Source organism: Streptomyces yangpuensis (genome assembly GCF_001005295.1).
GTDB classification, from domain to species: domain Bacteria; phylum Actinomycetota; class Actinomycetes; order Streptomycetales; family Streptomycetaceae; genus Streptomyces; species Streptomyces yangpuensis.
In genome coordinates this window covers 219431-233575 of record NZ_LBMK01000009.1, presented here as the reverse complement: position 1 = coordinate 233575, position 14145 = coordinate 219431, and the positions used below count along the sequence as shown (strand labels likewise).

Genomic DNA, 14145 nt, shown 5'->3' with positions numbered 1-14145 from the left:
GCTCCGAGCGCACATCGGGTTCACGTGTCGGATACGTAATGTTGACGCGCGTTTTCGCCAAGTTCCCCGGCTGTGCCTGAGAGGCACCCCCTGCGGCCACCCCCTTTGCCTACCATCGGCACGCCGATCACGGCCTTCACGGCCACGGCCTTACGGCCTTCACGACGAGGAGTGGCAGTCATGACGCAGGGTGGGGCAGCGCGGCGCACGGTCCTGGGAGCGGCGGTCCTGGCGGCGGGGACGGGGATCACCGGCCTCGCGGCGGGAACGGCGTCCGCGGCGGGGGCGTCCTCGGCGTCTTCGCAGTCCGCCGCGGGCGGCGGGCACGGCGACGGCGGCTTCCGGGGCCTGCCGTACCCCACGGTCATCGGCCACCGCGGCGCCAGCGGCTACCGGCCGGAGCACACGCTCGGCTCCTACCAGCTGGCCCTCGACCTGGGCGCGGACGTCGTCGAGCAGGACCTGGTCCCCACCCGGGACGGCCACCTGGTGTGCCGCCACGAGAACGAGATCGGCGGGACCACCGACGTCGCCGACCACCGCGAGTTCGCCTCCCGGCGTACCACCAAGTCCGTCGACGGGGTCCAGGTCACCGGCTGGTTCACCGAGGACTTCACCCTCGCCGAGCTGAAGACCCTGCGCGCGAAGGAACGTATCCCCGCAGTCCGCCAGCGCAACACGCTCTACGACGGCCAGTGGGCGGTCCCCACCTTCGAAGAGGTGCTCCGCTGGGCCGACCGCGAGGGCAGGCGGCGCGGCGAGCAGATCTGGCTGCACGTCGAGACCAAGCACCCCAGCTACTTCCGGAGCCTGGGCCTCGGTCTGGAGGAGCCCCTCGCCCGGCTGCTGCGCCGGTACCGCCGCGACGGCCGGGACGCCGCCGTCTTCCTCCAGTCCTTCGAGCCCTCCAGCATCCAGCGGCTCTCCCGGCTGGTCTCCGCGCCCCGCGTCGTCCTGCTCTCCGCCGCGGGCACCCGCCCCTGGGACTTCGAACAGGCGGGGGACCCGCGCACCGTCGCCGACCTGGTCAAGCCCGAGGGCCTCACGTGGATCGCCGGCTTCGCCCAGGGCATCGGCCCCACGATGGACCTGATCATCCCGCGCGACGCGGCCGGCCGGCTCGGCACCCCCACCACCCTGGTGAAGGACGCCCACGCCCGCGGCCTGCTGCTGCACCCCTACACCGCCCGCAACGAGAACAGCTTCCTGCCCGCCGAATACCGCAGGGGTACGGACCCGGCCGCGTACGGGGACGCCCTCGGCGCCTTCCGTACCTACTTCGAGCAGGGCATCGACGGGATCTTCACTGACAACCCGGACACCGGACTGCTCGCCGCCGAGGCCTTCCGCCCGGGCCGGCGCCCCGTCAACCGCTGAGCGCCGCTTCCCGAACGAGTGGGCCCCGCCGGGCGGGGAAACCGCCGGGCCCGGCCCACTCGTCCCGCTCGGCATGGACCTGCTGAAGGACCCCGCCCTCGTGAACGAACTGGGCCCGCTGCTCTCCGCCGAGGCGGCGGCGGAGGCCCCGGCCGCCGGAATGGACGCGGCCGACCTCGAACAGGCCGTCTGGGTCAGGCTGCTGGAGAGCGGCCGGCGCGCCCCCGACCCCGCAGACCCGGCCGAGCCGGCCCGCTGGCTGCGCCGTGCGGTACGGGCCGAGGCCCGGCTCGCCCGGCGCCGGGCGCAGCGCGAGATCCCCTACGACCACCGCCGCACCCCCGCGGACGCCCGCCGGCGCCGCTTCACGGACGGCGGCCCGCGGACCGGCGCCGCCTCCGGGCCGGCGCCCGAAGACGCCCTGCTGCACGGGGAGGAGAACCGCGCACTCCGATCGGCCGTCGCCCGGTTGCCCGGGCGCTGTCCCGAGCTGATGCGGGCACTTCTTTCGCCCAGAGACCTCACATACCGTGAAATCGCAGGAGAGTTGGGTATCTCACAAGGAAGTTTAGGGCCCGTACGTTCCCGTTGCCTGGGATGTCTGCGCAGAATGCTCGCGGCAGAGGTTGCGGCTCCTGGCCTTCGGGGAAGGGAGCGGTAGACCAACGGGCTACCAGGTGAGCTGGAGGCATGCGCACATGGGCATGAGCGTGACCATTTCGGCGGCGGTCGCCGAGGACGCCGAGCAGATCTTCAAATTGCAGTACCTGGCCTTCCAGCGCGAGGCCGAGTTGTACGGCAACTACCTCATCCAGCCGCTCACCCAGTCCCTGGACTCCCTGAAGGGCGAGCTGGCGAAGGACACCGTCCTGGTGGCCCGGCTCGGCGACGAGATCGTCGGCACCGTTCGCGGCAGCGTGGACGAGGAGGGCACCGCCAAGATCGCCAAGCTCTGCGTCCACCCGCGCCTGCAGGGCCACGGGCTCGGCGCGCGCCTGCTGCGCGCGGTCGAGGAGGCCCTCGCGGGCCCTGGCACCGCCACTCGCTTCCGTCTGCACACCGGTCACAAGAGCGAGTCCAACCTGCGCCTCTACCGCAAGGCCGGCTACGTCAAGGTCGGCGGGCGCACGGCGTCCGACGGCGTGCAGCTGGTGATCCTGGAGAAGGAAGCCAAGGACCCGACCGACTTCGCGGTCAGCGCCTGAGTCCGAGCCTGAAGAGCCTGAGGCCGAGCCCGAGGGCGAACTGGGCCGGTGTACGGCTCAGCGCCTGCGCAGCCAGAGCATCCCGGTGATCGGCAGGATCACCGGGATGAACAGGTAGCCCATCCCGAACTGCGACCAGACGGTCGTGTCGGGGAAGGACTCCGGGCGCAGCAGGGTCCATGTGCCCACCGTCAGCACGCCCGCGAGTTCCGCGGCGCAGCACACCAGCGCCGCCCTGCGCGCCGCCTCGCCGCCGCGGACCAGGGAGTACGTGATGAACGCGTAGGCCAGCGCCGCCACCGCGGACAGCGAGTAGGGCAGCGGCGCCCGGTCGAACTCGGTCGAGATCTGGAAGGCCGAGCGGGAGACCGCGCCCACCACCATCACCCCGTACAGCCACACCAGCAGCAGGCCGGGCCCGGAGACCAGCCGCCGGCGCCCGGCGGGAGTGGCGGTCGTCGTGTCAGCGTCAGGCACCGGTGGTTCCCCAGATGTCGTAGAGCCTTACTTCGAGGACGGCAAGGACCACCGCGCCGGCGGCCACGGTCACCGATCCCCACTTGGTCCGCTCTGTCAGCGAGAGCAGCCCGGCGGCCGGTACCGCGGCGAACGCGCCGAGCAGGTAGGCCACGAAGATCACCGAGCCCTCGTCGGGCTTCTCGCCTCTGGCCAGCTGGACCAGGCCGATCACCAGCTGGGCCAGGACCAGCACGGTCACCACGGCCATGCCGATGAAGTGCCAGTCCTTGGTCGGCTGGTCCCGCAGCGCGGCGTAACCGCACCAGGCGGCGAGGGCGAGTGCGGCCACGCCGATGGCGACCGTCAGGGCGTCGAGCATGCAGCGAGGGTATTACGGGCCGAAAGACCCGATGCGCGCGCCCCGCTCCCGGCCCGCGCCGAGGCAGTGGTCTTGACCACAGAGTCCCTTGCGGGCGGACCCCGCGGCGCCCTCCGGGCGCGGGCCCGCGGGGCGGCGTCGGCGCAGGTCGGAGGGGAGGCCGGGGGGTGGGGCGGATGGTCGGGACCGACCGGTCTTGTCCGCTATGCGGTCGAATCTCGTCCGCTATCCGGACAGCTTTGATCGGTGAGGGGATACGTCTGCTTTACTGGGGCCCATGACCACGACGAGCAGCCGCACCCTTGCGACCGAGGCGACGATGACGCCCGGTGCTCGCTGTATGTGTCGAATGCGCGCCTTCTGAGGGCCCCTTCCTGAGCCTCGCGCCCCGAAGCGAGACCAGCCGCGCCAGTGCGTCACCACCTGATGGACAGCACGGCCCACTCATGCCCCGCGCACGCGTCGAAGCCAACGATTTCTGACGGTTCGTCCCGTATCGCGTCCCAGATGTATGCCCCGTGCCCGGCACTCCGCTGCGCCGCGCACTCGACAGCGACGGAATTCCTGTGATCACCACATCGGGCCTCACGAAGGTCTACCAGTCCCGTGGCCGCGAGGTCACCGCCCTGGACGGCGTCGACCTCCACGTCCGTGAGGGCGAGGTCTACGGAGTCATCGGCCAGAGCGGCGCCGGCAAGTCCTCCCTGATCCGCTGCGTGAACCTGCTGGAGCGCCCCACCACCGGCACCGTGCACGTCGACGGCGTCGACCTCACGGCGCTCGCCGGCCGTGGCCGCCGCGCCGGCAAGGAGCTGCGCGATGCCCGCAGCCGCATCGGCATGGTCTTCCAGCACTTCAACCTGCTGTCCTCGCGCACTGTCCAGGCCAACATTGAGCTGCCCCTGGAGATCCTCGGCGTCTCCGGCCGCGAGCGCTCCCGCAAGGCCCTCGAACTGCTCGACCTGGTCGGCCTCGGCGACAAGGCCAAGGCCTACCCCACCCAGCTCTCCGGCGGCCAGAAGCAGCGCGTCGGCATCGCCCGCGCCCTGGCCGGCGACCCCAAGGTGCTGCTCTCCGACGAGGCCACCAGCGCCCTCGACCCCGAGACCACCCGCTCCATCCTGAAGCTGCTGCGCGACCTCAACGAGCAGCTCGGCCTCACCGTGCTGCTCATCACGCACGAGATGGACGTCGTCAAGACCGTCTGCGACTCGGCCGCCCTCATGAAGAAGGGCCGGATCGTGGAGTCCGGCACCGTCGCCGAACTGCTCGCCACCCCCGGCTCCGAGCTCGCGGGCGAGCTGTTCCCGGTCACCGGCGCCGCCTCCGGCCCCGACCGCACGGTCGTCGATGTCACCTTCCACGGCGAGGCCGCCGCCCAGCCCGTCATCTCGCAGCTCGCGCGTACCTACAACATCGACATCTCGATCCTCGGCGCCGCGATGGACACCGTCGCCGGCCGGCTCATCGGCCGCATGCGCATCGAACTCCCCGGCCGCTACGAGGACAACGTCGTCCCGGTGGGCTTCCTGCGCGAGCAGGGCCTCCAGGTCGACGTCGTCGACGAGGAGACCGACACGGCCGACGGCGCCGACGGGATCGACAACGAACTGGCCGAACTGGCCGCACTGGTCAAGGATGGTGCCAAGTGACCTGGTCCGAGATGCAGCCCCTGCTCACCCAGGGCACCTACGACACCCTCTACATGGTGCTGTGGTCCACCCTGGTCACCGTGCTCGGCGGACTGCCCATCGGCATCCTGCTGGTCCTCACCGACAAGGGCGGCCTGCTGCAGAACCAGCCGGTCAACAAGGTCCTCGGCGTGATCGTGAACATAGGCCGCTCGCTGCCGTTCATCATCCTGCTGATCTTCCTGATCCCGGTCACCACCGCGGTCGTCGGCACCTTCATCGGTCCCACCGCCATGATCGTCCCGCTCGCGATCGGCGCCATCCCCTTCTTCGCCCGGCTCGTCGAGACCGCCGTCCGCGAGGTGGACCACGGCCTGATCGAGGCCGTCGAGTCCATGGGCGGCGGCATCCCGACCCTGGTCGGCAAGGTGCTCCTGCCGCAGGCCCTGCCCTCCCTGGTCGCCGGCGTCACCACCACCGTCATCACCCTCGTCGGTTACTCCGCCATGGCGGGCGCCGTCGGCGGCGAAGGCCTCGGCTCCAAGGCCATCACGTACGGCTTCCAGCGCTTCGAGACCGGCTTCATGGTCGCCACCGTCGTGGTCCTCATCGTCCTCGTCACGGTCGTCCAGCTGATCGGCGACGGCGTCGTACGCCTCCTGGCCCGCCGCGGCCGCACCGCCTGACCGTCCGACCGTCCGACCGTCCGGCCGCCTGACCGGCACCCCGGGCAGCCGCCCCCGCCGATTTCCCCCATAGAGCCCGCACTTGTCGTGCTTGGGCCACCACCAGCAAGTCCTCGGTACTTGTTCCGCAAGAAAGGCACTCTTCGTGCGTAAGAACATCAAGCTCACCGCCCTCGCCGCCACCGCCACCGCGCTGACCCTCGGCCTCACCGCCTGCGGCAGCTCCTCGGACCCGTCCTCCGCGAAGGCCGACGGCGGCAAGGCCGACGAGAGCAAGCCGCTCGTCATCGCGGCCTCCCCGAGCCCCCACGCCGACGTCCTGAACTTCGTCAAGGACAAGCTCGCGGCCAAGGAAGGCCTCAAGCTGGAGGTCAAGGAGTTCACGGACTACGTCCTGCCCAACACCGCCACCGAGCAGGGCCAGGTCGACGGCAACTACTTCCAGCACAAGCCGTACCTCGACGACTTCAACAAGAAGAACAACACCCACGTCGTCCCCGTCGTGAACGTGCACCTGGAGCCCCTCGGCCTCTACTCCAAGAAGGTCACGTCGCTCTCCGACATCAAGGCCGGCCAGACCATCGCCGTCCCCAACGACACCACCAACGAGGGCCGTGCGCTCCAGCTGCTGGCCGCGAACAACCTGATCACCCTCAAGGAGGGTGTCGGCACCGGCGCCAAGCTGTCCGACATCACCGACAAGAAGGGCCTGGAGTTCAAGGAGCTGGAGGCCGCCACGGTCCCGCGCGCGCTGAGCGACGTGGACGCCGCGGTCATCAACGGCAACTACGCCCTGGAAGCGAACCTGGCGCCCGCCAAGGACGCACTCGCCCTGGAGAAGGCCGAGGGCAACCCCTACGCCAACTTCCTCGCGGTCAAGGACGGCACCCAGGACGACCCGCGGATCCAGAAGCTCGCCAAGCTCCTGAACTCCGACGACGTCAAGAAGTTCATCGAGGAGAAGTACCAGGGCTCGGTCGTCCCGGCCTTCGGCACCCCCGCCTCCTGACCCCGTCCCCGGACCCCGCCGCCCGATGCCGTCGGGCCCCCGGACGGTCATGCATCTCGGCCCCGTACGCCCCTGTCGGCGCGCGGGGCCGAGTCCTGCCCGCTCCCGGGCAACCCGGCCCTGCACATCCCCCCGCCGATGCTGCATGCTGTGGCCTACGACCCGTGGACCCGGTTCCGCACCAACTGCCCCCGCCCACGGTCGCATCGCACCACGGTCGCACCACGTTCTCAGGCATGGAGCTGCGCATGACTACCACCTTTCCGGACGTCACCATCAGCACGGACCGGCTGGTGCTGCGCCCGTTCGAGGAGGAGGACGTCACCGCGCTCGCCGAGATGATGAACGACGAGAACATCACCGCCTGGACCTCCGTACCGCACCCGTACACCCACGCCCACGCGCGGGCATGGGCCACCCGGGACTCCCACGCCGAACGCGCCGAGGGCCGCGGCATCGTCTTCGCCGTCACCGAGTTCCTCACCCAGCGCCTCGTCGGCATCGTCCACCTGCGCAACACCGACTGGCGCACCCGCGCCACCGAGGCCGGCTACGTCACCGCGCCCTGGGCCCGCGGCGAGGGCTACGCCAGCGAGTCCGTCCTGGCCGTCGCCCAATGGCTCTTCCGTGAGCAGGCGTTCGAGCGCCTCGAACTGCGCACCGCCGCCGACAACACCGCCTCCCAGCAGGTCGCCCAGAAGATCGGCTGCATCAGCGAGGGCGTCCTGCGCAACGCGTGGACCGTGCGCACGCAGACGGCCGACGGCGGCTGGGCCGACACCCGCACCGACCTCATCGTCTGGAGCCTCCTGCCCGAGGACCTCGACGAGGGCGACGGCCTCGACGGGTACGACGGCTACGAGAGCTACGACACCCACGAAACCCACGACACCCACGGCGGCGGCCGGGGCGCGTACCCGGGCCACGTGGTCCCCGGACAGCGGTCCGACGCGAACGGCCACCCCGTCGGCGCCGACCGGAAATGAACCGATGACCGGGTAGTCTCACCGTGCCCGCCCCTCCCTCCCGCCCCCCACATCAGGAGACAGACGACGATGGCCGACCGGGTCACGGTGATCGGCTGGGACGGTTCGCCCCTGACCTCGGCCGCCCGGTCCGCGCTCTCCGCCGCCACCCTCGTGGCCGGAGCCGCCCACCACCTCGCGCTCCCCGAAGTCCCGCCCACCGCCGAACGCATCCGCCTGGGCAGCCCGGGCCTGGCCGCCCGCCGCATCGCCGGCCACCGCGGCACCGCGGTGGTCCTCGCCGACGGCGACCCCGGCTTCTTCGGCGTCGTACGCACCCTGCGCGCCCCGGAGCACGGCCTGGAGGTCGAGGTCGTCCCCGCCGTCTCCTCCGTCGCGGCCGCCTTCGCCCGCGCCGGCATGCCCTGGGACGACGCCCAGGTCGTCGTCGCCCACCCCCGCACCCTGCGGCGCGCCGTCAACGTCTGCCGCGCCCCCCCCAAGGTCGCCGTCCTCACCTCGCCCGGCGCCGGCCCCGCCGAACTCGCCCTGCTCCTCGACGGGGTCCACCGCACCTTCGTGGTCTGCGAGGAACTCGGCACGGACCGCGAGCAGGTGAGCGTCCTCACCTCCGACAAGGCCGCCGACCACAGCTGGCGCGACCCGAACGTCGTCATCGTCATCGGCGGCGCGGGACAGGCACCCGCCGCCGAGCCCGGCTGGCTGCTCGGCCAGACCCCCGCGCACTCCGCCGAACGCGGCTGGGCCCGGGCGCAGCCCGGCGCGGGGGAGGGGGAGTCGGGACTGCTGCACGCCGCCCAACTCGCCCGGCTCGGCCCGCGCACCGGCGACCTCGTCTGGGACATCGGCACCGGGTCCGGTGGCGTGGCCGTGGACGCGGCCGCCCTCGGCGCGGCCGTCATCGCCGTGGACGCCGACCCCGCGGCCCGCGACCGGGTGACCGCCGCCGCCCGCGCCCGCGGAGTGCAACTGCAGTTCGTCGACGGGCGGGCACCGCACGTCCTGGAGAACCTGCCCGAGCCCGACGTCGTCCGTGTCGGCGGCGGCGGCGCCGAGGTCGTCGCGGCCGTCGCGGACAGGCGCCCCGGACGGATCGTCAGCCACGCCTCCACCCGCGACGAGGCGGAGGCCATCGGCCGGGTCCTCACCGAACACGGTTACGACGTCGAGTGCGCGCTCCTGCAGTCCGTCGGCCTGGACCCCCGCACCTGGGCCGAACAGGACCGTTCCGTGGTGTTCCTCCTGGCAGCTCAGCGCCCTGTCACCCGCTGAGACGAGGGCCGGGGTAGGCTGGCCGATCGTCGTACTGCGCGGACGTTTCCGGCATCGCGACACGGCCTGGACGCGCGACGTGGCGCAGTCCACAGAGGACCGTGGTGGTTATGGCCGCCACGATCGCTAACGGGCGCGACAATGCTTACTGGTTGTCGCGCAGGCGCACGTGAGACGGACTCGTCGCACCCGCGACACCGCACGGCAACTCCGCTCGGAGGCCTCGTGGGCGACCGGGTGATCGAAGAGGCAACACCGATGGGCGAGGGGTAAGCATGACTGACACCGGCCAGGTCCCGGGCGAGGGTCTCCCGGACAACACGGGCATGGTGGATCAGCAGGGCATGCCCGCCCCGGTCCAGATGCCGGCACCGATGCCCGGCTACGCCTTCCAGGACCTCATGGACCCGGCCGAGCCGGAGGACGAGGAACTCCTGCTGATGCCGAGCGCCCAGGGTTCCTGGAGCGACCCGCAGGTCGTCCCGCAGGTCCCGGCCTTCCCGGTGGAGCCCCAGGCCGCCGAGCCGCAGCTGTACGCCGACCCGGCCTACGGCACCGACGCCGCCTATCCCGGCGCCCCGGCGGCGTACCCCGAGCCCGGCGGGTACACCGAGTTCCCGCAGCCCGTCTTCCCCGACGGCTCCTACAGCGCGGGCGCCCACGAGACGGGCGGCCGGGACTCCGGCGCGCTCGACCTCGGCGGGCTCGTCGTCCCGCCGCCCGCGGCCCCCGCCGCCCCGACGGCGCCCGCGGCTCCCGTCCGGCGCCCGCTGCACATGGGCCCGCCCGTGCCCGACGCCACCGGCGGAGTCGTACGGTCGCTCGCGGACCGCGGCCCAGCCGCCGCGCCCGCGCAGGCCGCCCCGCTCGCCTCCGCCCTGAACACCGCCACGGGGGCCACCCCGCTCCACCAGGCCGGCCCACCGACCATCGGGCCCGAGTACCTGGACGTGCCCCGCGCGGAAGCCGCCCAGGAGCCCGCCCCGCAGCTCGGCGAGGTCCCGCCGCAGGCCGGGGCGCCGTGGACGCCGGAGCCGGTCGCCGCGCCGGAGCCGCTGCCGGCCGCGGCAGCCCAGGCCCCCGAGCCTGCCGCAGCCCCCGAGCCGGCCGTAGCCCCCGAGCCTGCACAGGCCGCCGAGCCCGTACAGGCCGCCGTGGAGCCCGAGGCTGCGGCGGCGCCCGCCGAGCCGGTGGCGGCCCAGGCCCCGCAGCAGCCCGAGCCCGCAACGGCCGAGGCGCCCGCCCCGACGGCGGAGACCTCCGAGTCGGCGGCCGCCGGGGCACCCGTCGTCACACCCCAGGCGGCCGCACCCGCGGAGCCGGCCGAGGCGTCCGTCGAGGCCGCCGTCGTGGAGCCGGTCCAGCCCGTGCCGACCGAGGCCGCGCCCGCCGAGGCCGCGCCCGCCGAGGTCCCGCCGGTGGCCGTCCCGCCGCAGCCCGTGGCGGTCGCCCCCGCGGAGGCCACGGAGCCGGTCGCGCCCGCCGCACCTGTCGCGCCCGAGCCGGGCCACCCCGAGCCCGTGGCCGTCGTCGTGGAGCCCGCCGAGCCGGCCGTCGAGGCCGCTGTCGTGGAGCCCGTCCAGCCGGTGCCCGCCGAGGCCGTCGCCCCCGTCCCGGTCCAGCCGGTGGCCGACCCGGCCCAGCCCGTCGTGACCGCCCCCGAGGAAGCCGCCCAGCCGCTCGCCGAGGCCGTCGCCGTGGAGCCCGTCCAGCCGGAGCCCGCAGAGGCCCAGGACGCCGACCGGCCGGAGCAGGCCGAGGCCGAGCAGACCGAGCACGCCGAGCCCGAGCCCGCCGCGGGCGAGCCGGCCCCCGGGTACGACGACGCCGAGCGCGAGGCCGTCCTGCGCGTCATGCGCGAGCGCCGCGACATCCGCAAGGGCTTCCGGACCGACCCGATCCCGCACGAGGTGCTGCTCCGCGTCCTGGAGGCGGCTCACACCGCGCCCAGCGTCGGCCACTCCCAGCCCTGGGACTTCGTCGTCATCCGCTCCGCCGACACCCGCCGGACGATGCACGAGCTCGCCCAGCGCCAGCGCGAGGCCTACGCGAAGTCGCTGCCGAAGGGCCGCGCGAAGCAGTTCAAGGAACTGAAGATCGAGGCCATCCTCGACACCCCGGTGAACATCGTGGTCACCGCCGACCCCACCCGCGGCGGCCGCCACACCCTCGGCCGGCACACCCAGCCGCAGATGGCCCCGTACTCCTCGGCCCTCGCCGTCGAGAACCTCTGGCTCGCCGCACGCGCCGAAGGCCTCGGCGTCGGCTGGGTCAGCTTCTTCGACGAGCGCGAGATGGTCCGCGAGCTCGGCCTGCCCGAGCACCTGGAGGTCGTCGCCTACCTGTGCGTCGGCTACGTGGACGAGTTCCCTGAGGAACCCGAGCTCGCCCAGGCCGGCTGGTCGCAGCGCCGGCCGCTCTCCTGGGTGGTCCACGAGGAGACCTACGGCCGTCGCGCGCTGCCCGGCGAGGAGCCGCACGACCTCCTCTCCGAGACGGTCGCCAGCATCCGCCCGCTCGACGCGAAGGCGCTCGGCGAGGCCTGGGAGCGCCAGAAGCGCATGACGAAGCCCGCCGGGGCCCTGGGCATGCTGGAGATCATCTCCGCCCAGCTCGCGGGCCTGTCCCGGGTCTGCCCGCCGCCGATCCCCGAGCCGGCCGCGGTCGCGATCTTCGCGGGCGACCACGGGGTCCACGCCCAGGGCGTCACCCCGTGGCCCCAGGAGGTCACCACGCAGATGGTCGCCAACTTCCTGGGCGGCGGCGCGGTCTGCAACGCCTTCGCCAACCAGGTCGGCGCCGAGGTCTGCGTGATCGACGTCGGCGTCGCGGGCGACCTCCCGGCCACCCCCGGCCTGCTCCCGCGCAAGGTCCGCCCCGGCACCGCCGACCTGTCCACGGGCCCGGCGATGACCCGCGAGGAGGCGGTCGCGGCCATCGAGGTGGGCATCGAGACGGCCCGCGACCTGGTCGCGGCGGGCAACAAGGCGCTCCTCACGGGCGAGATGGGCATCGCGAACACCACGGTCTCCGCCGCCCTCATCTCCGTCTTCACGGGCGTCGACCCGTCCGAGGTCACCGGCCGCGGCACGGGCATCAACGACGAGACGCACGCCCGCAAGGTGGACGTCGTCCGCCGCGCCCTGGAACTGCACCAGCCGGACCCGGCGGACCCGATCGGCGTCCTCGCGGCGATCGGCGGCCTGGAGCACGCGGCGATCGTGGGCCTCCTCCTGGGCGGCGCCTCCCTGCGTACGCCGGTGATCCTGGACGGCGTCAGCGCCGGAGCGGCCGCACTGGTGGCACGCGCCATCGCCCCGGAGTCGCTCTCGGCCTGCATCGCGGGTCACCGCAGCGCGGAGCCGGGCCACGTGGCGGCCCTGAACAAGCTGGGCCTGCGCCCCCTGGTCGACCTGGACCTCCGCCTCGGCGAGGGCACCGGCGCCCTGCTCGCCCTCCCGCTGGTCCAGAGCGCGGCCCGCGCGATGCACGAGGTCGCCACCTTCGACTCGGCGGGCGTCACGGAAAAGTAGGGCCGACCGGAGCACCCCGCCGCGCGGCGGGGTGCGACCCCCCGGAGCCTGGTTCCCATGAGCATCGGAGCCAGGCCCAGGGTGGTCGTCTCCCCACCGGACACCCGGGGCCTGCGCGAGGTGAGCGCGGGCAGCCGGGTCCTGGGCCGCGTCTGGTCGCTCCGAGAGCTGCGTCGCGTTCTGCACAGGGCCCGCTACCCGTCGGCCATGCCCCTGCGCGACCCGCGCTTCGTCATCTGGCGCGGCGCCGGCCCCGATACCTGGCCCGACCACCCCTGGCCCCGCCGCACGGCGGGGACTGTGATGGCGCTCGGCCTGGCGGGCTCCGCCGTGCTCCTAGTCCGCATCGGCGCCGTGGACGCCTTCGAGTCCCAGACCTTCGCCGGGCGCCTGACCGGATGGCTGCTGCTCGTCGCGGCCGCGGTGCAGTCCGCGGGGGTCGTCTCCGCGCTCGACTACTGGGGCAAGCGGCGCTGGAAATACTCGGGCGCTGTCACGCTGATCGGAGCCCTGATCGCTCTGGCGATGAGCGTGCTGCTGCTCAGCATGTGGTTCGAGGCGTCGGAGTTCGTCGTCTACCTGCCGGTCTACGTCGCTCTGCTCGGCTGGTCCTCGTGGGCTCTGTGGCGGCTCTGCCGACACGCGGCCTGGAAGGGCCTGCCCCACCCCAGGAGCGTCGTCGCGGGCCTGACGCTCTCCGCCGTCCTGGCCGGTGTGAACTTTGCGAACACCACGCTCTACGAACCCAACGTGCGGCGCAGCCTCATCACGACCGAGGCGAAACTGGGGGAGCCCAAGCTCAGTCCGGACGGCAAGATCGTGCACATTCCGCTCAGGGTGAGCATCAAGAACGTCGGCACGGTTCCCGTGGACATCCTCACCACGATCTTCTGGGTGATCGGAGTGAAAACGGTGCTCCACGAGGAGACGAGGCTCCAGTACTGGCGGGAGATCCTGGCCTTCGACGGTGATGCCGAGCAGTACACCGAGGTCACCGGCCGGGACCAGCTGGCCACCGGTACATTCGGAACCGAGGGCTCCTGGCTCGATCCGGGCAACGAACACGCCGAAGACAAGATCATCCAGATTCCGGCAGGGGTCGAGTACTCCATGATCGAGGCATCGGCCAAGGCGATCACCACGAGAAGGGACCGCGGCAAGATCGCGCCGGGTTACGGGCAACCCCAGTTCTCCTGGCACCCTTCCTCGCCCGGTTTCTCGGCCTGCCCGCTCCCGGGCGGTGACTGCATCGCCTTCCGGGCGCGCATCAGGCACAACAATAATCTGATCAACGTCACCAGGAGAGCCCGCTACGTCACGTCGTGGTGGCAGATGGAACCGGGTGGCCGGAACTCCGAGATCAATTCCGTGATCGGACCCGGAACCCCGTGCCGGGGCGTGCTGCCGCTCAGGGAGGAGCCGGACCGCTACGGGCTCATGAAGACCCTCTCCGTGACGTCCAGGGTCCCCGCCACCGGGCTCATGCGCCCGTCGGGTGCTCCGACCCCTCCACCCTGACCGGACGGCCCGCGCCGTATGGTGGACCCGCACCGCATCACCGCACGTCAGCAATCCCGCCGCTCCAGCGCCGCAGCGGCACGCAAGAGC

At 72.6% G+C, this 14145-nt stretch carries 12 protein-coding genes; 10 read left to right on the top strand and 2 right to left on the bottom strand.

Annotated elements, in window-relative coordinates:
- Positions 1 to 180: 180 nt before the first annotated feature.
- The 3 genes from AAT21_RS31740 to AAT21_RS31730 all read left to right on the top strand — a co-directional run bounded on the left by AAT21_RS31740 (position 181) and on the right by AAT21_RS31730 (position 2582).
- A complete protein-coding gene (locus AAT21_RS31740) occupies positions 181 to 1377 on the top strand; it encodes a glycerophosphodiester phosphodiesterase (protein WP_046780418.1) in 1197 nt (398 codons plus the stop codon).
- Positions 1378 to 1450: 73 nt separating this feature from the next.
- Positions 1451 to 2038 (top strand): RNA polymerase sigma factor, encoded by a 588-nt coding sequence (locus tag AAT21_RS36300; protein WP_079026090.1) that lies wholly within the window; start codon positions 1451 to 1453, stop codon positions 2036 to 2038.
- Between the two features lie 37 nt (positions 2039 to 2075).
- Positions 2076 to 2582: a GNAT family N-acetyltransferase gene (locus AAT21_RS31730; protein WP_046780416.1), complete on the top strand. Its 507-nt coding sequence runs from the start codon at positions 2076 to 2078 to the stop codon at positions 2580 to 2582.
- A gap of 57 nt (positions 2583 to 2639) precedes the next feature.
- Here the strand turns inward: AAT21_RS31730 and AAT21_RS31725 are convergent, their stop codons facing one another.
- Both AAT21_RS31725 and AAT21_RS31720 read right to left on the bottom strand, forming a co-directional pair.
- Positions 2640 to 3059, bottom strand: a complete 420-nt coding sequence (locus AAT21_RS31725) for a hypothetical protein (protein ID WP_046780415.1) — start codon at positions 3057 to 3059, stop codon at positions 2640 to 2642.
- Positions 3052 to 3420 carry a hypothetical protein gene (locus tag AAT21_RS31720; RefSeq protein WP_046780414.1) on the bottom strand — a complete coding sequence of 123 codons (369 nt, stop codon included), beginning with the start codon at positions 3418 to 3420 and terminating at the stop codon, positions 3052 to 3054. The genes AAT21_RS31725 and AAT21_RS31720 overlap by 8 nt, the downstream gene beginning before the upstream one ends.
- Before the next feature lie 566 nt (positions 3421 to 3986).
- Here AAT21_RS31720 and AAT21_RS31715 point away from each other — a divergent pair.
- The 7 genes from AAT21_RS31715 to AAT21_RS31685 all read left to right on the top strand — a co-directional run bounded on the left by AAT21_RS31715 (position 3987) and on the right by AAT21_RS31685 (position 14055).
- Positions 3987 to 5072, top strand: a complete 1086-nt coding sequence (locus AAT21_RS31715; RefSeq protein WP_046780413.1) for a methionine ABC transporter ATP-binding protein — start codon at positions 3987 to 3989, stop codon at positions 5070 to 5072.
- Positions 5069 to 5737, top strand: a complete 669-nt coding sequence (locus AAT21_RS31710) for a methionine ABC transporter permease (protein ID WP_046780412.1) — start codon at positions 5069 to 5071, stop codon at positions 5735 to 5737. Before AAT21_RS31715 ends, AAT21_RS31710 begins: the two co-directional genes overlap by 4 nt.
- Positions 5738 to 5882: 145 nt before the next feature.
- On the top strand, positions 5883 to 6746 hold the full coding sequence (locus AAT21_RS31705; protein WP_046780411.1) for a MetQ/NlpA family ABC transporter substrate-binding protein: 864 nt from the start codon (positions 5883 to 5885) through the stop codon (positions 6744 to 6746).
- A gap of 248 nt (positions 6747 to 6994) precedes the next feature.
- Positions 6995 to 7732 carry a GNAT family N-acetyltransferase gene (locus AAT21_RS31700; protein ID WP_046780488.1) on the top strand — a complete coding sequence of 246 codons (738 nt, stop codon included), beginning with the start codon at positions 6995 to 6997 and terminating at the stop codon, positions 7730 to 7732.
- Between the two features lie 69 nt (positions 7733 to 7801).
- Positions 7802 to 9004: a precorrin-6y C5,15-methyltransferase (decarboxylating) subunit CbiE gene (gene cbiE / locus AAT21_RS31695; protein WP_046780410.1), complete on the top strand. Its 1203-nt coding sequence runs from the start codon at positions 7802 to 7804 to the stop codon at positions 9002 to 9004.
- 275 nt (positions 9005 to 9279) lie between these two features.
- A complete protein-coding gene (gene cobT, locus AAT21_RS31690) occupies positions 9280 to 12537 on the top strand; it encodes a nicotinate-nucleotide--dimethylbenzimidazole phosphoribosyltransferase (RefSeq protein WP_046780409.1) in 3258 nt (1085 codons plus the stop codon).
- 57 nt (positions 12538 to 12594) lie between these two features.
- The gene (locus tag AAT21_RS31685) at positions 12595 to 14055 is read left to right on the top strand and encodes a hypothetical protein (protein ID WP_046780408.1); all 1461 of its coding nucleotides are present in this window, start codon (positions 12595 to 12597) and stop codon (positions 14053 to 14055) included.
- Positions 14056 to 14145: the final 90 nt, after the last annotated feature.